Here is a 20,586-nt window from a genome sequence, read left to right as displayed (position 1 = left end):
CTCCTTTATCGTTATTTCGCTACTGCTTTGACACGGCTGCGGTCGACCGCTCAAACCGGCAACAAATGGTCGGCGTCGGCGACCACCGGCTGCTGCTGGGCGAAGAAGCCTTCGGTGTGGATCAGTTCGTCCAGCGCGCCCTGTTTTTTTGCGGCGGCGACGCAGGTATCGACGAATTCCGGGCTGCCGGCGACGAAGATCGTATGCTTCGACAGATCCTTGAACAACTGCGGCAGCACGACATCGATGCGGCCGGCGAGAAAGCCTTCGGCCTGCTCGCGGGTCAGCGTGATCTTGTAGTCGAAGTTGCGGTGCTTGGTCCGCCACCAGGCCATCATGCCCTGGCTGTAGACGTCGTCGCGGGTGCGCGCCGAGAACAGCATCGTCACCGGTTTCTTGAAACCGCGGCGCAGCGCCGCCTCGGCCAGGGAAAGCACGGGTGCCAGGCCGGTGCCGGCGGCCAGGCAGAGGACCGGCGTATCGACCGAGGGGTCGCCGATGAAGGTGCCGTAGGCGCCGGAAACCTTGACGTTCTCGCCGACCGCCAGCTGGTCGTGGATCCAGTTGCTGGTCACACCGCCGTCGGCGCGGGCGACCTGCAGCACCAGCTCGCCGTCCGGGCGCGGCGCGTTGGAAATCGAGTAGGCGCGGGCCGGGATGTCGGCGCGCGGATTGCCGATGGTCACGTACTGGCCGGGCCAGTAGCGGATCGGCTGGCCGACCGGGCGCAGGCGCAGCTCGACGACACGTGCGGCGATGACGCGCTTGTCGATGACGACGAACAGCGCATCCTCGCGCGGCGGAAAGAGTTTCGGCTTGGCATCGAGAGTGCCCCACTCGATGACCAGTTCCTCGGAAATCGGCTTTGCCATGCACATCAGGCCGTAGCCCTGCTTGCGCTCGTCCTGCGACAGCGCCATGTCGAGCACCATGCCCTGGTCGAACTGACCGGCGGTGACCTTGACCTTGCATTCGCCGCAGGCGCCGGCGCGGCAGTTGTTGGGCAGCGCGTAGCCGGCCTTTTCCAGCGCCATCAGGACGGTGTCGCCATAGGCGCAATCCACCGCCTTGCCCGAAGGTTGCATCACGATGCGAGCCATGTCTCTTCCTCTGTTGTATTGATTGATTCTCTGTTGCGGCAAGGCCGGCGCCTCACGAGGCGCCGGCCGGCTGCTTGCTGCGGTCGACCCTGCTTAGAAGACCGGAATGATGTCCTGCATGTCGATCTCCGACACTTCCTGACCGGTGATGCCGACTTCCGGAATCGCCGGGAACGGGATGTTGTAGCGGTCGAGCACGCCCTTCAGGTTGATCATCGCGTTTTTCCAGTTCTCCAGCTTGGCTTCGTAGCTCGGGATACCGAAGCCGGCACCGCGCGCCACTTCCTCGCCTTCACGCTGGTTGGCGATGAAGTCTTCCGGCAGGTCCCAGAATTCCATCGGCGGCTCGAACAGCACGGCCGACAGGAACAGGTAGCCGGCGCGGATCTGCTTGGTGACGACGGCCTTGGTCTCCTCCTTGAGGCCCGGATAGTCGCGTTCCATCACCGCCATGCAGATCGCCATGTGGCGGCCCTCGTCGCGGCCGATGTTCTTGAAGCCTTCCTTGAACACCGCTTCGCGGGAATTGTCGAACATCTGCTTGAAGATGGTGGCGGCAGCGATCTCGCCCATCAGGAAGGAACTGAACAGGACTGCCAGGTCGTACTTGGGCACCGCCTGCTTGTAGCCGTTCCAGTAGCGGGCGCCGTTGAAGTACAGCCACTTGACGTTCTTCTGCAGGCGGCGGCCGAGATCGGTCTTCGGCACATAGGTGATCGGGTCGGGGTGGCCGAGCAGCTTGGTGATGGCGAGGCCGCACATGATCTCGTGGTTCTGCTCGTCACGGGTCACCGAGAAGAAGCACTTGCGGACGGGGTCTTCCTCATGCACCTCATAGGTCTTGATCAGCGCTTCGGCGAACACCGGAGGGGCCGATGCATCGAACACCGACAGCAGACTCCACCAGTAGGCGATCGACTCGCGCTCTTCCCACGTATAGCTGTCCACGTCCAGGGTATCCCAGGGCAGCTTCTCCGGGTCCCAGTTCTCGCGCAGCGCTGCTTCCCAGACTTCCTGCAGCTTCTTGGTCTTGCTGTTCCACGACAGCGGATAGATGTTGGGCTGCTCGATTGCCGGCGGGAACTCCATCTTGTCCGCAAAACGCTCCTTGTTGCTTGCCATGTCTCACTCCTCGATTCGGGTTTCATCATCAGTTCTGGAACGCCATCCGGCCTGCCGGGTGGCGATGGACAAATAATGATACGTTACAACACAGTTTGTCAACATTTTTTGTATCTCTTTTGAAAAAAACACGTTCGTAACAAATTCTTCATTTCAGAACTGGTAGAACTATCATCATATTTTTAACATTTATTGCATTGTTTTAATTGTTATTTTTTTGTTTTTCACAATCTGTTTTGTTATTCGTAACATCAAAACGACACAATTTTTACGATACTTTTGTTTGACTTTTTTGAACCATATAAGTATCGTTGAGTCAGATTGTCGCTGCCCCGCACCCACAGAAGAACGTCGCCAAGGAGATATCGATGTCCCACCCCCTGCTGGAAAAACACCGCGCCACGCTCGATGGCGCCCTCAACGCCATCCACACCCGTGGTTACTGGTCGGCCTTTAACGAGATGCCGAGCCCCAAGGCCTACGGCGAAACGGCGGCCGACGACGGCAAGAAGGCTTTCGCAGCCCACCTCGGCCAGCAGTTCGCGCTGGAGCAGCCGGGCCAGAGCGGCTGGCTGGCCGGCGAGCAGTCGCCCTACGGCATCGACCTCGCTGTGCAATACCCCGTCTGCGACCACGAAGCGCTGATCGCCGCCGGCCAGCAGGCCATGAGCGGCTGGCAGAAGGCCGGCGCCGACGGCCGTACCGGCATCTGCCTGGAAATCCTCGACCGCCTGAACAAACAGAGCTTCGAGATCGCCCACGCGGTGATGATGACCACCGGCCAAGGCTGGATGATGGCCTTCCAGGCCGGCGCCCCGCACGCCCAGGACCGCGGCCTGGAGGCCGTCGCCTACGCCTGGCGCGAAATGAAGTTCGTGCCGGCCGAGACGACCTGGGAAAAGCCGCAGGGCAAGAATCCGCCGCTGGTCATGAAGAAGCACTTCGAGATCGTCGGCCAAGGCGTCGCCGTCGTCGTCGGCTGCGGCACCTTCCCGACCTGGAACACCTACCCCGGCCTGTTCGCGGCGCTGGCCACCGGCAACGCGGTGATCGTCAAGCCGCACGGCAACGCCATCCTGCCCGCCGCCATCACCGTGCGCACTATCCGCGCCGTGCTCGCCGAGAACGGCATCGACCCCAACCTGGTCACGCTGTGCGTCGCCGCCAAGCGCGAGACGACGCAGGCCCTGGTCACCCATCCGGCCGTCAAGTCGGTGGACTTCACCGGCGGCAACGTCTTCGGCCAGTGGTTGATCGATAACTGCCGCCAGGCACGCGTCTATGCCGAACTGGCCGGCGTCAACAACATCGTCATCGACTCGACCGACAGCTACAAGCGCATGCTCGGCAACCTCGCCTTCACGCTGGCGCTCTATTCCGGCCAGATGTGCACAACTTCGCAGGCGCTGTTCGTGCCGGCCGGCGGCATCGACACGGAAGACGGCCACAAGAGCTACGACGAGGTCTGCGCCGATCTTGCCAAGGCCGTCACCGGCTTCCTGGCCAAGCCGGAAGTCGCCCACGCCGTGCTCGGCGCCGTGCAGTCGGCCGACACCCTGAAGCGCATCGGCGAAGCCGACAGCGGCCGCCTCGGCAAGGTGATCCTGGCTTCGACCAAACTGGAAAATCCGGAATTCCCGCAAGCCGAAGTGCGCACGCCGGTACTGCTCGCCTGCGATGCCGCCGACGAAGCCGCCTACATGGAAGAGCGTTTCGGCCCGATCAGCTTCATCGTCAAGGTCGCCGACACCGCCGCCGCCATCGCCCTGTCCGAGCGCATCGTCCGCACCCACGGTGCGCTGACCGCCGGTATCTACTCGACCAAGCCGGAAGTGATCGACGCGATGACCGCCGCCACGATGCGTTCCAAGGTCGCGCTGTCGATCAACCTGACCGGCGGCGTCTTCGTCAACCAGTCGGCCGCCTACTCCGACTACCACGGCACCGGCGGCAACCCGGCCGCCAACGCTTCCTATTCCGACGCCGCCTTCGTCGCCAACCGCTTCGTCGTCGTCCAGCGCCGCTACCACATCTGAGTTGACGCCATGAATTTCGAAAACATCACCTTCACCGTCGACGCCGGCATCGCCCGCCTGACGCTGAACCGTCCCGACAAGCTGAACAGCTTCAATGGCGCGATGCACGCCGAGCTACGCGTCGCCCTCGACCGCATCCAGGAAGACAAGGCGGTGCGCGTCCTGGTCCTGACCGGCGCCGGCCGCGCCTTCAGCGCCGGCCAGGACCTCGCCGACCCGGCGATGGCCGCCGTCGACGGCAGGATGCCGGACATCGGCAACGTCGTCGAAGCCAGCTACAAGCCGCTGGTCATGCGCCTGCAGAACCTGCGCGTGCCGACCATCGCCGCGGTCAACGGCATCGCCGCCGGTGCCGGCGCCTCGGTGGCGCTGGCCTGCGACCTGGTCATCGCCACGAAATCCGCCTCCTTCCTGCAGGCCTTCTCCAAGATCGGCCTGATTCCGGATACCGGCGGCACCTGGTTCCTGCCGCAGCGCGTCGGCATGGCCCGCGCCATGGGCCTCGCCCTGCTCGCCGACAAGCTGCCGGCCGAGAAGGCCGCCGACTGGGGGCTGATCTGGCAATGCGTCGAGGATGCCGACTTCGCGGCCGAGGTCGACGCGCTGGCGCAGCAACTCGCCACCGCCCCGACCAAGGCGCTGGTCCGCACCCGCCAGGCCATGCACGCCGCCCCCGGCCACACGCTGGAACAGCAACTGTCCTTCGAGGGCGGCTTCATGCGCGAGCTGGGCTGGAGCCCGGACTACGCCGAAGGCGTCGCCGCCTTCATGGAAAAGCGCGCCCCGAAATTCACCGGAGAGTGATCGCGTGAGCCATACCCCCCTTCCCCAGCAGGCAGTCATCGCCGTCGTCGGTACCGGCGCCATGGGCGCCGGCATCGCCCAGGTGGCGGCCGCCGCCGGCCACCCGGTCAAGCTGCTCGACGCCCGCCCGGATGCGGCGAATCGAGCCGTCGCCGGCATCCGCGCCCAGTTCGCGAAAATGGCTGAAAAAGGCAAGTTGACCGCAGCAGCAGCCGAAGCGGCCGGGCAACGCCTGATCCCGGTCAGCAGCCTGGCCGACCTCGCCGATGCGGCGCTGGTCGTCGAGGCCATCGTCGAGAACCTGGAAGCCAAGCAGAAGCTCTACGCCGACCTCGAAGCCATCGTCGGCACCGACTGCATCTTCGGCACCAACACCTCGTCGATCTCGGTGACCGCCATCGGCGCCGCCCTCAAGCACCCGGAACGCCTCGCCGGCCTGCATTTCTTCAACCCGGCACCGCTGATGGCGCTGGTCGAGATCGTCTCCGGCCTCGCCACCGACAAAGGCGTCGCCGACACCCTGTACGCGACCGCCGCCGCCTGGGGCAAGACCCCGGTGCATGCCAAGTCGACGCCCGGTTTCATCGTCAATCGCGTCGCCCGCCCCTACTACGCCGAGGCCCTGCGTCTGGCGCAGGAAGGCGCCGCCGATTACGCCACCATCGACGCCGTCATGCGCGAGGCCGGCGGTTTCCGCATGGGACCGTTCGAGCTGATGGACATGATCGGCCACGACGTCAATTTCGCGGTGACGAATTCCGTCTGGCGCGCCTTCTACAACGACCAGCGCTTCCTGCCCTCGCTGATCCAGCAGGAGCTGGTCGATGCCGGCTTCTACGGCAAGAAAACCGGCCGTGGCTTCTACGATTACCGCGAAGGTGCTGCCAAGCCGGTGCCGCAGACCGAAGCCGCCCAGACGCCGGCCGGCAAAATCACCGTTTTTGGCGAGTCGACCGCAGCTGACGCCCTGGCCGATCGTCTGCAGCACAGCGGCCTGTCGTTCACCCGCGCCCCCGAGGTCGACGGCCGCATCGCCGACATCGGCCGGGCCATCCTCTATGTCACCGACGGGCGCAGCGCCACCCAGCGCGCCGCCGAATCCGGCGTCGCCAACACCGTGCTGATCGACCTCGCCCTGGACTACGACAAGGCCACCCGCCTTGCCATCTCCGCCGCCGAGCAGTGCGAACCCGCCGCCGTCGCTTCGGCCATCGGCCTGCTGCAGGCCGCCGGCTTCGCCGTCTCGCGCTTCATCGACGTGCCCGGCCTCGCCGTCATGCGCACCGTCGCCATGCTCGCCAACGAGGCGGCCGACGCCGTCAACCAGGGCGTCTGCTCGGAAGCCGGCGCCGACCAGGCGATGCGCCTCGGCGTCAATTACCCGCAGGGGCCGCTGGCCTGGGCCGACCAGGTCGGCATCGCCGCCATCCGCGACGTGCTGGCCAATCTCGGCACCAGCTACGGCGAGGACCGTTACCGCATTTCGCCGCTGCTCCAGCGCGCCGTCTTTGCCGCAAGGAAGATCCATGACTGAACCCAAGCTCACCCCGGCCGCAGCGCAAGCCTTGGCCGAAGCCACCGCCGAAGCGATGTTTTCCCGCGATCGTGCCGCCCAGGCGCTCGGCCTGAAAATCGTCCGCGTCCAGCCGGGCAAGTCGCTGCTGACCATGACGGTGCGCGGCGACATGGTCAACGGCCACCACATCTGCCACGGCGGCATGATCTTCAGCCTGGCCGACACCGCCTTCGCCTACGCCTGCAACAGCTACAACAAGAACACGGTGGCCTCGGCCTGCCATATCGACTTCCTGGCCCCGGCCAAGGAAGGCGAGACGCTGGAAGCCGAAGCCGTCGAACAATCCGCGTCGGGTCGCACCGGTGTCTACGACATCACCGTGCGCACCACCGGCGGCAAGACCATCGCCCTGTTCCGGGGCAAAAGCTATCGCATCAATGGCGAAGTCATCGCCGGACTGCAACAGGCCGACTAAGCCAGACCAACAACAGAGGAGACAAACCATGACCGCCAAGAAGCCCCTGCCCGGCGAGCTCGACCCGATCGAGACCGCCAGCCGCGACGAGATTTCCGCCCTGCAACTCGACCGTCTCAAATGGTCGGTGCGCCACACCTACGACAACGTCGCCCCCTACCGCGCCAAGTGCGAGGCCAAGGGCGTCCATCCCGAAGACCTGAAGTGCCTGGCCGACCTCGGCAAGTTCCCCTTCATGACCAAGCTCGACCTGCGCGACAACTACCCGTTCGGCCTGTTTGCCGTGCCGCGCACCAAGCTGGCCCGCCTGCACGCTTCCAGCGGCACGACCGGCAAATCGGTCGTCGTTGGCTACACGAAGAACGACATCGACAACTGGGCCAATGTCGTCGCCCGTTCGATCCGCGCCGCTGGCGGCCGCGCCGGCGACATGGTCCATGTCGCCTACGGCTACGGCATGTTCACCGGCGGCCTCGGCGCCCATTACGGTGCCGAGCGCCTCGGTTGCGTCGCCGTGCCGATGTCCGGCGGCCAAACCGAAAAGCAGGTCCAGCAGATCATGGACTTCAAGCCGGAAATCATCATGGTCACCCCCTCCTACTCGCTGGTCATCGCCGAGGAATTCGAGCGTCTGGGCATCAAGCCGGACGAAATTTCGTTGAATGTCGGCATCTTCGGCGCCGAGCCGTGGGGCGAAGGCATGCGCCACGAGATCGAGAAGAAGCTCGGCATCGACGCCATCGACATCTACGGCCTGACCGAAGTGATGGGCCCCGGCGTCGCCTGCGAATGCATCGAGACCAAGGACGGCCCGGTGATCTGGGAAGACCATTTCTACCCCGAAATCATCGACCCGGAAACCGGCGAAGTCCTGCCCGACGGCGAGGAAGGCGAGCTGGTGTTCACCTCGCTGACCAAGGAAGCCTTTCCGGTCATCCGCTACCGCACCCGCGACCTGACCCGCCTGCTGGCGCCGACGGCCCGCTCCTTCCGCCGCATCGGCAAGATCACCGGTCGCTCGGACGACATGCTGATCATCCGCGGCGTCAATGTCTTCCCGACCCAGATCGAGGAACAGATCCTGCGCGACGCCCGCCTGGCCGGCAATTACCAGGTCGTCGTCACCCGCGACGGGCACATGGACAACCTGGAAGTTCGCTGCGAACTCCAGCGCGAACTCTCCGGCAAGCTGCCTCCCGCAGAGATCCAGCAGATCGGCAAGGAACTGCAGCACCGCATCAAGACCATCATCGGCGTGTCGACCATGATTACCGTCATGGAATTCGAGGCCATCCCGCGTACCCAGGTCGGCAAGGCCAAGCGCGTGCTCGACGAACGCCCGACGCAGAACTAGCGCGAAGACCCACAACCCCTCCCCGGCCCTCCCCTTGTCAAGGGAGGGAGGTTGAGCTCCCCCCTGACAAGGGGGGCTGGAGGGTTCAGGAACGCCAGCCTAATTACGGAAAGAATGAAAATGACTGAAGCCTATATCTGCGACGCCATCCGCACCCCGATCGGCCGCTACGGCGGCGCGCTGTCCGGCGTGCGCGCCGACGACCTCGGCGCCATCCCGCTCAAGGCGCTGATGGAGCGCAACCCGCAGGTCGACTGGACCGCCGTCGACGACATCATCTACGGCTGCGCCAACCAGGCCGGCGAAGATAACCGCAACGTCGCCCGCATGTCCGGTCTCTTGGCCGGCCTGCCGATCGAGGTGCCGGGCACCACCGTCAACCGCCTGTGCGGCTCCGGCATGGATGCCGTCGGCCTCGCCGCCCGCTCGATCAAGTCCGGCGAAACCTCGCTGATGATCGCCGGCGGCGTCGAGAGCATGTCGCGCGCCCCCTTCGTCATGGGCAAGGCGGAATCCGCCTTCTCGCGCAGCGCGGCGATCTACGACACGACCATCGGCTGGCGCTTCATCAACCCGCTGATGAAGAAGCTGTACGAGACCCACTCGATGCCGCAGACGGCGGACAACGTCGCCGCCGACTTCAACATCAGCCGCGCCGACCAGGACGCCTTCGCCGTCCGTTCGCAACAGCGCTGGGGCGCCGCCGATGCCGCCGGCCGCTTCGCCGACGAACTGGTGCCGGTCGTCATTGCGCAGAAAAAAGGCGACCCCAAGGTGGTCGACCGCGACGAACACCCGCGCCCGGAAACCACGCTCGAACAACTCGCCAGGCTTAAGGGCGTCAACGGCCCCGAGCTGACGGTCACCGCCGGCAACGCCTCCGGCGTCAATGACGGCGCCTGCGCGCTGCTGATCGCCTCGGAAGGCGCCGCCGGCAAATACGGCCTCAAGCCGCTGGCGCGCGTCGTCGGCATGGCGACGGCGGGCGTCGCGCCGCGCATCATGGGCTTCGGCCCCGCCCCGGCAGTGAAGAAGGTGCTGGCGCAGACCGGCCTGACGCTGGCGCAGATGGACGTCATCGAGCTCAACGAAGCCTTCGCCGCACAGGCGCTGGCGGTGCTGCGCGACCTCGGCCTGGCCGACGACGCAGCGCACGTGAATCCCAACGGCGGCGCGATCGCGCTCGGCCACCCGCTCGGCATGAGCGGCGCCCGGCTGGTCACCACCGCCGCCTACGAACTCAAGCGCCGTGGCGGCCGCTACGCCCTGTGCACCATGTGCATCGGTGTCGGGCAGGGCATCGCGATGGTGATCGAGCGTGTCTGAAAAAATTTCCAACGGAGGAGACAAACCCATGAAACAAAGCATGAAGAAGCTGGTTGCCGGTGCCGCCCTGGTCCTTGGCGCCTTTGGTGCCATCGCCGCCGAGCCGATCAAGATCGGTTCCGTGCTGTCCGTCACCGGCCCCGCCGCCTTTCTCGGCGACCCCGAGCTGAAGACGCTGCAGCTGTACGTCGACGACATCAACAAGAAGGGCGGCGTCATCGGCCGGCCGCTGCAGCTCGTGCATTACGACGACGGCAGCGATGCCAACAAGGCCAACGGCTTCGCCAAGCGCCTGATCGACGACGACAAGGTCGACATCCTGGTCGGCGGCACCACCACCGGCTCGACCATGTCGATGGTGCCGCTGGCCGAGAAATCGGGCACGCCCTTCATCTCGCTGGCCGGCGCCGTGGTCATCATCGAGCCGGTCAAGAAGCACGTCTTCAAGACCCCGCACACCGACCGCATGGCCGCCGAGAAGGTCTTCGAGGACATGAAGAAGCGCGGCATCACCAAGGTCGCCCTCCTCTCCGAGACCTCGGGCTTCGGCGCTTCCGGCAAGAAGGAAACCGAGGCGGTCGCCGCCAAGTACGGCATCACGCTGGTCGCCAACGAAACCTACGGGCCCAAGGACACCGACATGAGCCCGCAGCTGACCAAGATCAAGGGCACGCCGGGCGTCCAGGCAGTGTTCGTCTTCGGTCTCGGCCAGGGTCCGGCGATCGTCACCAAGAACTACAAGCAGCTTGGCATCACCCTGCCGCTGTATCAATCGCACGGCGTCGCTTCCGACGAATTCCTGAAGCTGGCCGGTCCCGCCGCCGAAGGCGTCCGTCTGCCCTCCCCGGCGCAATTGATCCCGACCAAGCTGCCGGCCAACGATCCCCAGAAGCCGGTCGTCACGGCCTATGAAAACGCTTACAAGGCGGCCTACAAGCAGGACGTGTCGACCTTCGGCGGCTATGCCTACGACGGCCTGATGCTTGCGGTCGACGCCATCAAACGGGCCAATTCCACCGACAAGTCCAAGGTCCGCGACGCGCTCGAAGCGACCAAGGGCTTCGTCGCCACCAGCGGCACCTTCAACATGTCGCCGACCGACCACATGGGCCTCGACCTCTCGGCCTTCCGCATGCTGGAAGTCAAGGGTGGCGACTGGGTCATCGTCCAGTAAGCAGCCTCGTCCGGGACGACCGCCAAAGCCGTCCCGGGCAGTTGCCCAGACATAACACATACCCCAGGAGAACCTCATGTACACACAGTCGTTCAATGTCCCCGACGCCCCCGGCGGCAAGACCGTGCCGCTGGCGCCGTCCACCGAAGACCCGGCGCTGCAGGCTGCCTTCGACGCCCGCATCGACGCCGACGGCCGCATCGAGCCGCAGGACTGGATGCCGGAAGCCTACCGCCGGACGCTGGTGCGCCAGATCAGCCAGCACGCGCACAGCGAGATCGTCGGCATGCTGCCGGAAGGCAACTGGATTTCGCGCGCCCCCAGCCTCAAGCGCAAGGCGATCCTGATCGCCAAGGTGCAGGACGAGGGCGGCCATGGCCTCTACCTCTATTCCGCCGCCGAAACCCTGGGCACCAGCCGCGACCAGATGCTGGAAGGCCTGCACAGCGGCCGCGCCAAGTACAGCTCGATCTTCAACTACCCGACCCTGACCTGGGCCGACGTCGGCGTCATCGGCTGGCTGGTCGACGGCGCCGCGATCATGAACCAGATCCCGCTCTGCCGCTGCTCCTACGGCCCCTACGCCCGCGCCATGGTGCGCGTGTGCAAGGAGGAATCCTTCCACCAGCGCCAGGGCTACGAAGCCCTGCTGGTGATGATGCAGGGCACCGCCGAGCAGAAGGCGATGGTCCAGGATGCCGTCAACCGCTGGTGGTGGAAGTGCCTGGCCATGTTCGGGCCGCCCGACGCCGACAGCCCGAACAGCGCGCAAGGCATGCGCTGGGGCATCAAGCGCATCAGCAACGACGACCTGCGCCAGAAGTTCGTCGATGCCACCGTGCCGCAGGCCAAGGTGCTCGGCGTCACCCTGCCCGACCCCGACCTCAAGTGGAACGAGGAGCGCCAGCACCACGACTACGGCCAGATCGACTGGAACGAATTCTGGGAGACCGTCAATGGCAACGGCCCCTGCAACAAGGAACGCCTGGCGACCCGCGTCAAGGCCTATAACGATGGTGAGTGGGTGCGCGACGCCGCGCTGGCCCACGCCCGCAAGCAACAGCAACGCAAGATGAAGGAGGCAGCATGACTACCGCACTGAAAGAATGGCCGCTCTGGGAAGTTTTCGTCCGCAGCAAGCAGGGCCTCGAACACAAGCACTGCGGCAGCCTGCACGCCGCCGACGCGGCGCAGGCGCTGGAAATGGCGCGCGACGTCTACACCCGCCGCCAGGAAGGCGTCAGCATCTGGGTCGTCGAGTCGAAGGCGATCACCGCCAGCAACCCGGACGAGAAGGGCGAACTGTTCGACCCGGCGGCCGACAAGATCTACCGCCACCCGACCTTCTACGAGATCCCGGAAGAAGTGGGGCACATGTGATGAACGCCGCCACCGACTACCTGCTGCACCTCGCCGACAACGCCCTGGTCCTCGGCCAGCGCAATGCCGAGTGGTGCGGCCACGGGCCGATCCTCGAGGAGGACATCGCGCTGTCCAACGTCAGCCTCGACCTGATCGGCCAGGCCCGCCTGCTCTACCAGCTGGTCGCCTCGCTCAAGGGCGGCAACACGACCGAGGACCGCCTGGCTTACTTCCGCGACACGCACGAGTTCCGCAACTACACGCTGCTCGAACTGCCGCACCACGGCCCGCTTTCCGGCTACGCCCACGCCAGCCTCGACTACGGCACGACCATTGTCCGCAACTTCCTTTACAGCGCGCTGATGGCGCTGCTCTGGGAAGCGCTGGAAAAGTCGGCCAACGCCGACCTCGCCGCAATCGCCGCCAAGTCGCTCAAGGAGGTGCGCTACCACCTGCGCCATTCGCGCGACTGGCTGGTCCGCCTCGGCGACGGCACCGACGAATCGCACATCCGCGCCCAGGCCGCGCTCGACCATCTCTTCCCCTACACCCAGGAATTCTGGGCGCATAGCGCGGTTGAATCGGCGGCAGTCGCGGCCGGCATCGGCGTCGACCTCGCGACGTTGCAGGCCGACTGGGATGCCATCGTCGACGCCGCGCTGGCCGAAGCGACGCTGGTCCGCCCGCAAGTCGGCGGCTACGTCCCGGAAGGCAAGAACGGCATCCACTCCGAGCACCTCGGCTTCCTGCTCGCCGAGATGCAGAGCCTGGCCCGCGCCCACCCGAACGGCAGCTGGTAAAGCCATGACGACGAACCTCGCCGCCGTCTGGGCCGCGCTGGAAGACCTGGCCGACCCGGAGATCCCGGTCGTCTCGCTGCGCGACCTCGGCATCCTGCGCGACGTGCGGGAGGGCCCGGACGGCCTGGAGGTGGTCATCACCCCGACCTACAGCGGCTGCCCGGCGATGAGCCAGATCGAGGACGACGTGCGGTCGACCCTCGAAAAATGCGGAATTCCGGCCCGCGTCGTCACCCAGCTCGCGCCGGCGTGGACCACCGACTGGATGACCGAGTCCGGCAAGGAAAAGCTGCGCGCCTACGGTATCGCCCCGCCGCACGCGACGCCGGCCGGCAGCAGCGTCGTCCGCTTCATCGCGAAGCCGGCGCAGACCCCAGCCGTGCCCTGCCCGCACTGCGGTTCGGCCAACACGGTCGAAACCTCGCATTTCGGATCGACGGCCTGCAAGGCACTCTACAAGTGCCGCGACTGCCAGGAACCGTTCGACTATTTCAAGCCCTATTAGCCCTTACCGGAGCCCCAAGATGTCAGCCCTCCGTTTTCACGAACTCACCGTCAAGCGTGTCAGCCCCGAAGCGGCCGGCTCGGTGGCGGTCACCTTCGACATTCCCGCCCCCGTCCGCGATGCCTTCAGCTTCGAGCCGGGCCAGTTCCTCACCCTGCGCACCCTGCTCAACGGCGAGGATGTCCGCCGCACCTATTCAATCAGCAGCCCGCGCAGCCGCCTGGCGCGCGCCGGCGAGCTGGAGATCGGCATCCGCCCGGTCGAGGGCGGCCTCTTCTCCAACTGGGCGGCGCAGACCCTCAAGGCCGGCGACAAGCTCGACGTGATGCCGCCGGAAGGCCGCTTCACGGTCAGGAAGAAGCGCGCCATCCACCGCGTCGGCTTCGCCGCCGGCTCGGGAATCACGCCCATCCTGTCGATCGCCGCGACGACGCTGGAAGAGCAGCCGGAATCCAAATTCACCCTGGTCTACGGCAACCGCCGGATGTCCAGCGTGATGTTCAACGAGGCCCTGCAGGACCTCAAGGACCGCTTCCCCGACCGCCTTACGCTGATCCACGTCCTGTCGCGCCAGGCGCAGGAAGTCGACCTGCTGCAGGGCCGCATCGACGGTGACAAGGTGCGCGCGGTGATCGCCGCCCTGCTGCCGGCGGCCAGCATGGACGAGGTCTTCATCTGTGGCCCGGAAGCGATGATCGAGGCGACCGAAAAGGCATTGATCGAAGCCGGCGTTCCGGCAAGCCGCGTCTATACCGAACGCTTCACCTCCGGCCCGGCGCAGGCGGCCAAGATCCAGGCCGACACCGACGCGGCACCGCTCAAGCAGGCCGCCGCCAAGGACATCGCGCTGACCGTCGTCCTCGACGGCAAGGAACACGAGCTGCAGATCGCCGCCGACGAGCACGTGCTGGATGCCGCGCTCAACGCCGGCCTCGACCTGCCCTTCTCGTGCAAGGCCGGTGTCTGCTGCACCTGCCGCGCCAAGGTGCTGTGCGGCGAGGTGGTGATGGACAAGAACTTCACGCTGGAAAGCGACGAGATGAAGCTGGGCTACGTCCTCAGCTGCCAGGCGCGCGCGACGACAAAGCAGCTGACCGTCAGCTTCGACGAGCGCTGAGCAGGCCCGACAAGAACCAAACCGGAGACAATAGACATGACCCAGGTCGTACTCACCGAAACCCTCGGCAAGGTCGGGCTGATCCGCCTCAACCGGCCGGAAGCGCTGAACGCGCTGAACAACGCCGTGGTCGACGGCATCGCCGCCGCCATCGACGCCTTCGAGGCCGACGAGAACATCGGCTGCATCGTCATCACCGGTAGCGAGAAGGCCTTCGCCGCCGGCGCCGACATCGGCTTCATGAAGGAATTCGATTACATGCACGCCTACAAGACCGACTTCATCACCCGCAACTGGGAACGCATCAAGACGGCACGCAAGCCGGTGATCGCCGCGGTGGCCGGCTTCGCGCTGGGCGGCGGCTGCGAGATGGCGATGATGTGCGACATGATCTTCGCCGCCGACACGGCGAAGTTCGGCCAGCCGGAAATCAAGCTCGGCACCCTGCCCGGCGCCGGCGGCACGCAACGGCTGCCGCGCGCGGTGGGCAAGGCCAAGGCGATGGACCTGTGCCTGACGGCACGGATGATGGATGCGGCGGAAGCCGAGAAGGCCGGGCTGGTGGCCCGCGTCGTGCCGGCCGACCAGTTGCTCGACGTGACGCTGGATGCGGCGCGCACCATCGCCGGCTTCTCGCTGCCGGTGGTGATGATGATCAAGGAGTCGGTGAATCGCGCCTTCGAGTCGTCGCTGAACGAGGGGCTGCTGTTCGAGCGCCGGGTGTTCCATGCCGCCTTCGCGCTGGAGGACCAGAAGGAAGGCATGGCCGCCTTCGCCGAGAAGCGCAAGCCGGGCTTCAGGAACCGCTGAGGCCCGCCATGTACGAAACCCTGGAAATCGAACGCGCCGGCAAGCTCGCCACCATCTGGATGAACCGCCCGGCCGTCTTCAACGCCTTCGACGAACAGCTGATCGCCGAGCTGGCCACCGCCTGCAAGGAACTCGACGCCGACCCGACAGTGCGCGTCGTCGTCCTCGGCGGCCGCGGCAAGCATTTCTCGGCCGGCGCCGACCTCAACTGGATGAAGCGCGCATCGCAATTCACCCACGAGCAGAACCTCGACGACGCCCGCAAGTTCGCCGGCATGCTGCGCACGCTGTCGCAGATGAGCAAGCCGACCATCGCCCGCGTGCAGGGCGCCGCGCTGGGCGGCGGCACCGGCCTGACCGCCGCCTGCGACATGGCGGTGGCGGCGAGCGACGCGGTGTTTTCGACCTCGGAAGTCCGCTTCGGCATCATCCCCTCGGCGATCAGCCCCTACGTGCTGCGCGCCATCGGCCCGCGCCACGCCCTGCGCTACTTCCAGAGCGCCGAGCGGATTGGTGCCGAGCGTGCGCTGGCCATCGGCCTGGTCGGCGAGGTGGTGCCGGTCGAGGAACTCGACGCCTGCGTCGGCCAGCTGGTCGACGCGCTGCTGGCCGGCGGCCCGCTCGCCCAGAAGGCGGCCAAGGAGCTGATCGCTGCGGTCGACGGTCAAAAAATCGACGAAATCATCAGCGAGGAAACCGCCCGCCGTATCGCCCGCCAGCGCGCCACTGACGAAGCCCGGGACGGGATCGCCTCCTTCCTCGAAAAGCGTACGCCCGCCTGGTTGCAATAGCGGAACCGATGCGCCGGCGGCGTCACCGATGCCGCCGGCGTTCGATCATCAACCCCGGGAAATCCATCCATGACGACGCCCGCCCTCGATACCGCCCTGCCCAGCCGGCAAATGACCATGACCCTGCTGATGACCCCGGACATGGCCAATTTCTCGGGCAACGTGCATGGCGGAATCGTCCTGAAACTGCTCGACCAGGTGGCCTACGCGTGCGCCAGCCGCTATGCCGGAAAGTATGTCGTCACCCTGTCGGTCGATCAGGTGATGTTTCGCCAACCCATCCATGTCGGCGAGATGGTGACGTTTCTCGCGTCCGTGAATTACACCGGCCGGACGTCGATGGAGGTGGGCATCAAGGTCATTGCCGAAAACATCCGGACCCAGGTCCTGCGCCACGCCAACAGCTGCTTTTTCACCATGGTCGCTGTCGACGACGATGGAAAGTCCTGCGCGGTTCCGCTGTTCGTCCCGTCGTCGGACGAAGAGCGACGCCGTTTCGCAGCCGCCAGGATCCGCCGCGAGCTGCGTGAGGAATTCGAGCAGCGCAGCCAGGCCGTCAAGGCCCGTTAGGCGGGAAGCTTCGGTTCCCCATGCGCGCCGAGACGCAGCGAAAGGGCCTCGGCATGGCGCTTGAGGCTCGTGATCACGTCGCCCGCCGGGCTGATGTCGAGCATGCCCTGGACGCCGACGACGAGGATCGCCATCGTGATCTCGTTCTTGAAATTGAAGACCGGCGCCGCCACCGCCTCGACGCCGGCAACCTTGTGCTGGCCATTGGTCGCCGCATAGCCCTGGGCGCGAATTTCGGCCAGCAACGCCTCGACGGCTGCCCTGCTCTTCAGTTCCGGCGGCAGCCTGGCATTCTTCAGCTCCTCCGCAATCAGCGGGGAGACGAGCTTTTTCGGCATCCAGGCGGCGAAGACACGACCGGCGGCCGTGCTGAGCAATTCGAGGGCAGTACCGGTAGTGACGTTGACCGTGATCGGGCGCCGCGGGCGCTCCCAGCGCACGACGACCGGCCCGCGGTCGCCCCAGACGGCGAGCGCCGTGGTCTGGTTGATTTCGTCGCGCATCTCGGTAATCGCGCTCAGGCCGAGGCGGACGCGATCCAGCCGGTCGAGCGCGACGAGGCCGAGACTGAGCGCGAAGCTGCCGAGATCGTAGCGCGAGGTCATCGGATCCTGGTCGACCAGGCCGGCGCGGATCAGGCTGACCAGGTAGCGGTGCGCCTTGGAGGCCGGCATGCCTGCCGCCGCCGCGATATCTTTGAGCATCATCGAGCGCTGGCCATCGGCCATGGCGCGCAGGATGCCCATGCCGATTTCCAGCGACTGGACGCCGTGCTTGCCTTCCAGTTCATCGCTCATGACCGCCCCCTGAATTCCGTTATTCAAAACTAGTTCTATAATAAATCAGAACTTCAAAGGAAAACATTTGCTTATGTCAAATTTGCGCGTTTATGCCATCGACGGCATCGTCCCGGTCGTCGACCCCACCGCCTACGTCCATCCCAGCGCCGTGCTGATCGGCGACGTCATCGTCGGCCCCGGCTGCTACGTCGGCCCCTGTGCCAGCCTGCGTGGCGACTTTGGCCGGCTGATCCTGGAAGCCGGCGCCAACCTGCAGGACACCTGCGTGATGCACGGCTTTCCCGGCACCGACACGGTGGTCGGGGAAAACGGCCACATCGGGCACGGCGCCGTGTTGCACGGCTGCCGCATCGGGAACAACGCGCTGATCGGCATGAACGCGGTGATCATGGACAACGCGGTGATCGGCGAATCCAGCATCGTCGCCGCCTCGGCCTTCGTCAAGGCCAGCCAGGAGGTGCCGCCGCGCATGCTGGCCGCCGGCGTGCCGGCCAAGGTGATTCGCCCGCTGAGCGCAGAGGAAATGGCCTGGAAGGTCGACGGCACCCGCACCTACCAGGAGCTGACCCGGCGCTGCCTGGCGACGCTGGTCGAAACGGCGCCGCTGACGGCGGTCGAGGCCGGCCGTAAGCGCATCGAGATGCCGGACGTGGTGCCACTGACCGAACTGAAGAAGCGCGGGGCCTGATGGTCAAATTTGCCTTGGGCAAGCGCGAGACGACACCTTGCCTGACCACCGACAACGGCACTGTTTATAACGGCGGCGAACTGACATCTGTTCGTCATTAGACTTTATCCGGCCAACTGCTGCCGTTGAGCATTTCCTGTAAGCGGTCAGCCGAACGGCCGTTCCACTCTGGTTCCGGACGGCCGGATCACGGAAGCGACTCGGCCAGTCCAGTCAGACAGCCCGGGTCGATCATGCTATAGGTATTGCGGCCGTCAACTGAAATTGGTTCCGCTTGGCGCTGAAACTCAGTTCACCGCGCTATCGAACGCGAACTCTCGATCTATAGCGGAAGTAGCTAAGTCAGGAAAGCTGAGGCCCAGAAACCTCTGGAAGAAGTTAAAGGCAGACATCGAGGCCCAGCCGACCACTGCAACAAAGAGCGGCCTCACGAGAGTATGATTTATCGCAAGCGTACGGCTCTACTAGCCCTGATCGCAGGAATCGAGGCGTGGAAAGAGAAAGCCTTCAACCTGCATTTGGCCTGACGCTCATCACCTGACAATATTGGAAATGTCAGATCTGGTCGCAAGTTCTACAACTGAACGCTACCAGGGAAAATTTGAAGATGACTCGAACATTCTTAATCGCAACATTGATGCATGCAGCGTTGCTGAGCGGTTGCACAATTGCCACGCCAATTACAGAACCAGATGCCCGAATAGCCAGAGATGGGTACAGTTTTTTGTCACCGAAAGGCGAAAGTTGGCGTAAAGGAGCCTCAAGTGATTTCATCAATTTCCACGAATGGAACCCTGAAGTCGAGTCGGAATGGTCTATACGCATTTGGAGACATAATGCCGAGTCACGCGACATTTCGACACAGGAACTGCTTAGGGAAGAAATTGATCGGCTGATTACACCCAAAATGCATATTTCCAATCATCGGCACCGGGTAGAGGTGTATTTTGATGAGAATTTGAGAACGGACTGCGCCGCAATCAGAAGTGTTGGCTACGTGCAATATTTTTACTATCTAAGAATCGGTCGTGCATGCCGAGACCCTAATTTGCCACGGTCCATCGTTTGGGCGACATGCTTCGAATCTCGGCAGTCTGGATCATTTGCCTCGATTTCAGGAAAATTTCGGGAACAATGTGACCGTGTCTTGCAAAGCCTAGAGTTTTCAAAAAAAGTTAATCCTTAATGCATAAACTCGTAACATGCCTTTCAGCAGTTTTTATTGCGGCAGGGTGTTCGACACCAAAGGCAGGTCCATATAAAGAGATTCCTAAATTCTTTGGAATTTCAGATATTGCGGTGACATATGAAGCACCTCTAGCACTTAGAGCGGCGTCCCCGTACCCAGCTGTGCGGGAGAGCTGGAGCCTTGCAGGAATGAAGCTAGAAGGCGGAACCAAAACAGCAACAGAAATTACCGAGGTATTGGCGGAGGTTGCAATTGCCTCTCCCTACTTCCCACCAGCCCTAGTCTTTGCTCCGCTCGCGATTATCGCTGGTATGGCAACCACACCCGCTGTAGAGGCCGCCCGGGAACAATATTTAAAACCTTGTCGAGATATCTGGAGCGCTGATGGCGGCGATGTGGCGGGCCGGCTAAAGGCTATTTTCTGGAAGGACTCAATTCCGGCATTGCTGGACAAAAAACTCCGCAAACACTTCGCTGCAAAAGGGCTTGAGGCCCGTCTACTGCCGATAATCATCGATAAGCATCTGCAGTTCTCGGAAAAACCAAAGGCCCCTTGGTCACATGATGCATTTGAGGAGGTCCACCAAGGTCTGGGAAAATCGGTAATTATTGGTGGCGAACTTGAAATGACTTTAACTTGGGGGAAGCCGGAAGATCAATGCGGCGTCAAATTGGAGTTCAACTTGCCTTTGAATGCCATCACATTCGAACCTGAATATCGATATTTGGCAGAATCCGAAGTAACGGTTACCCGTAGCCTCTTGGGTGAGGAAGCCATAAAGCGCTTGGCCAACGATCCAGAAATTGCCGCCGCATTGATACATGGCGCTGTAGAAGAGTTGGCAGACGGGATTGCGTGGCGTTATTTTCCGTAAGTGAATCGCCACAGCTTCCCTAGACGCTTCTGATCGGCATCTAGTTGTGTAAACCCACCAGGTTGTTCAGTGAGGTGATGCGGGAGATAGGCGGCTGATATTGAAGGCTGGCATGAGGTCTGTGCCAGTTGTAGTGATGCAGCCATAGCGGCAGATGGTGGGCACGGTCGAT

The 20,586-nt window shown here is 64.1% G+C and carries 20 protein-coding genes and 1 pseudogene; 17 read left to right on the top strand and 4 right to left on the bottom strand.

The annotated features are described in order from the left end of the window. Nucleotides 1-50 precede the first annotated feature (50 nt). Both GH660_RS16055 and GH660_RS16050 read right to left on the bottom strand, forming a co-directional pair. The gene (locus GH660_RS16055) at nucleotides 51-1,100 is read right to left on the bottom strand and encodes a 2Fe-2S iron-sulfur cluster-binding protein (protein WP_153147768.1); all 1,050 of its coding nucleotides are present in this window, start codon (nucleotides 1,098-1,100) and stop codon (nucleotides 51-53) included. 93 nt (nucleotides 1,101-1,193) lie between these two features. Then, nucleotides 1,194-2,222 carry a hypothetical protein gene (locus GH660_RS16050; protein WP_153147766.1) on the bottom strand — a complete coding sequence of 343 codons (1,029 nt, stop codon included), beginning with the start codon at nucleotides 2,220-2,222 and terminating at the stop codon, nucleotides 1,194-1,196. A gap of 368 nt (nucleotides 2,223-2,590) precedes the next feature. On the opposite strand from GH660_RS16050, the gene paaN reads away from it, so the two are divergent. The 15 genes from paaN (at nucleotide 2,591) to GH660_RS15975 (ending at nucleotide 16,862) form a co-directional block, all read left to right on the top strand. Then, nucleotides 2,591-4,258, top strand: a complete 1,668-nt coding sequence (paaN, locus tag GH660_RS16045) for a phenylacetic acid degradation protein PaaN (RefSeq protein WP_153147764.1) — start codon at nucleotides 2,591-2,593, stop codon at nucleotides 4,256-4,258. 9 nt (nucleotides 4,259-4,267) lie between these two features. Next, nucleotides 4,268-5,062 carry a 2-(1,2-epoxy-1,2-dihydrophenyl)acetyl-CoA isomerase PaaG gene (gene paaG / locus GH660_RS16040; RefSeq protein WP_153147762.1) on the top strand — a complete coding sequence of 265 codons (795 nt, stop codon included), beginning with the start codon at nucleotides 4,268-4,270 and terminating at the stop codon, nucleotides 5,060-5,062. 4 nt (nucleotides 5,063-5,066) lie between these two features. After that, complete coding sequence (gene paaH / locus GH660_RS16035) at nucleotides 5,067-6,596, top strand: 3-hydroxyacyl-CoA dehydrogenase PaaH (protein ID WP_153147761.1); 1,530 nt, start codon at nucleotides 5,067-5,069, stop codon at nucleotides 6,594-6,596. Further along, nucleotides 6,589-7,053, top strand: a complete 465-nt coding sequence (gene paaI, locus GH660_RS16030) for a hydroxyphenylacetyl-CoA thioesterase PaaI (RefSeq protein WP_153147759.1) — start codon at nucleotides 6,589-6,591, stop codon at nucleotides 7,051-7,053. Before paaH ends, paaI begins: the two co-directional genes overlap by 8 nt. 28 nt (nucleotides 7,054-7,081) lie before the next feature. Next, nucleotides 7,082-8,407 (top strand): phenylacetate--CoA ligase PaaK, encoded by a 1,326-nt coding sequence (gene paaK / locus GH660_RS16025; protein ID WP_153147757.1) that lies wholly within the window; start codon nucleotides 7,082-7,084, stop codon nucleotides 8,405-8,407. Between the two features lie 120 nt (nucleotides 8,408-8,527). Next, a complete protein-coding gene (gene pcaF, locus GH660_RS16020; RefSeq protein WP_153147755.1) occupies nucleotides 8,528-9,733 on the top strand; it encodes a 3-oxoadipyl-CoA thiolase in 1,206 nt (401 codons plus the stop codon). Nucleotides 9,734-9,761: 28 nt separating this feature from the next. Next, nucleotides 9,762-10,907, top strand: a complete 1,146-nt coding sequence (locus GH660_RS16015) for an ABC transporter substrate-binding protein (protein WP_153147753.1) — start codon at nucleotides 9,762-9,764, stop codon at nucleotides 10,905-10,907. A gap of 76 nt (nucleotides 10,908-10,983) precedes the next feature. After that, nucleotides 10,984-11,997 carry a 1,2-phenylacetyl-CoA epoxidase subunit PaaA gene (gene paaA, locus GH660_RS16010; protein WP_153147750.1) on the top strand — a complete coding sequence of 338 codons (1,014 nt, stop codon included), beginning with the start codon at nucleotides 10,984-10,986 and terminating at the stop codon, nucleotides 11,995-11,997. Next, a complete protein-coding gene (paaB, locus tag GH660_RS16005; protein WP_153147748.1) occupies nucleotides 11,994-12,287 on the top strand; it encodes a 1,2-phenylacetyl-CoA epoxidase subunit PaaB in 294 nt (97 codons plus the stop codon). The genes paaA and paaB overlap by 4 nt, the downstream gene beginning before the upstream one ends. Continuing rightward, nucleotides 12,287-13,069 (top strand): 1,2-phenylacetyl-CoA epoxidase subunit PaaC, encoded by a 783-nt coding sequence (gene paaC / locus GH660_RS16000; RefSeq protein ID WP_153147746.1) that lies wholly within the window; start codon nucleotides 12,287-12,289, stop codon nucleotides 13,067-13,069. The genes paaB and paaC overlap by 1 nt, the downstream gene beginning before the upstream one ends. A 4-nt stretch (nucleotides 13,070-13,073) precedes the next feature. Further along, nucleotides 13,074-13,574, top strand: a complete 501-nt coding sequence (gene paaD, locus GH660_RS15995; protein WP_153147744.1) for a 1,2-phenylacetyl-CoA epoxidase subunit PaaD — start codon at nucleotides 13,074-13,076, stop codon at nucleotides 13,572-13,574. Nucleotides 13,575-13,593: 19 nt separating this feature from the next. Then, nucleotides 13,594-14,691 carry a 1,2-phenylacetyl-CoA epoxidase subunit PaaE gene (gene paaE / locus GH660_RS15990; RefSeq protein WP_153147742.1) on the top strand — a complete coding sequence of 366 codons (1,098 nt, stop codon included), beginning with the start codon at nucleotides 13,594-13,596 and terminating at the stop codon, nucleotides 14,689-14,691. Nucleotides 14,692-14,727: 36 nt separating this feature from the next. Then, on the top strand, nucleotides 14,728-15,501 hold the full coding sequence (locus tag GH660_RS15985) for an enoyl-CoA hydratase (RefSeq protein WP_153146622.1): 774 nt from the start codon (nucleotides 14,728-14,730) through the stop codon (nucleotides 15,499-15,501). A gap of 8 nt (nucleotides 15,502-15,509) precedes the next feature. Further along, nucleotides 15,510-16,292 (top strand): enoyl-CoA hydratase/isomerase family protein, encoded by a 783-nt coding sequence (locus tag GH660_RS15980; RefSeq protein ID WP_153147741.1) that lies wholly within the window; start codon nucleotides 15,510-15,512, stop codon nucleotides 16,290-16,292. Nucleotides 16,293-16,361: 69 nt separating this feature from the next. Continuing rightward, on the top strand, nucleotides 16,362-16,862 hold the full coding sequence (locus tag GH660_RS15975; protein ID WP_153147739.1) for an acyl-CoA thioesterase: 501 nt from the start codon (nucleotides 16,362-16,364) through the stop codon (nucleotides 16,860-16,862). Here GH660_RS15975 and GH660_RS15970 read toward each other — a convergent pair. Beyond that, a complete protein-coding gene (locus tag GH660_RS15970) occupies nucleotides 16,859-17,659 on the bottom strand; it encodes an IclR family transcriptional regulator (protein ID WP_153147737.1) in 801 nt (266 codons plus the stop codon). The two genes, GH660_RS15975 and GH660_RS15970, sit on opposite strands and share 4 nt — an antisense overlap. 73 nt (nucleotides 17,660-17,732) lie before the next feature. Between GH660_RS15970 and paaY the strand changes: the two genes are divergently transcribed. Both paaY and GH660_RS15960 read left to right on the top strand, forming a co-directional pair. Continuing rightward, nucleotides 17,733-18,350, top strand: a complete 618-nt coding sequence (paaY, locus tag GH660_RS15965) for a phenylacetic acid degradation protein PaaY (protein WP_194266341.1) — start codon at nucleotides 17,733-17,735, stop codon at nucleotides 18,348-18,350. A gap of 1,377 nt (nucleotides 18,351-19,727) precedes the next feature. Beyond that, nucleotides 19,728-20,414, top strand: coding sequence for a hypothetical protein (locus GH660_RS15960; RefSeq protein WP_228276533.1), 687 nt, complete (start codon nucleotides 19,728-19,730; stop codon nucleotides 20,412-20,414). Nucleotides 20,415-20,454: 40 nt separating this feature from the next. Here the strand turns inward: GH660_RS15960 and GH660_RS15955 are convergent. Further along, a pseudogene (locus GH660_RS15955) lies at nucleotides 20,455-20,586 on the bottom strand (IS481 family transposase); the annotation flags it as partial.

It is taken from the genome of Dechloromonas sp. H13, assembly GCF_009469615.1.
GTDB lineage: Bacteria > Pseudomonadota > Gammaproteobacteria > Burkholderiales > Rhodocyclaceae > Azonexus.
This window is presented reverse-complemented; position numbering and strand designations above follow the sequence as displayed.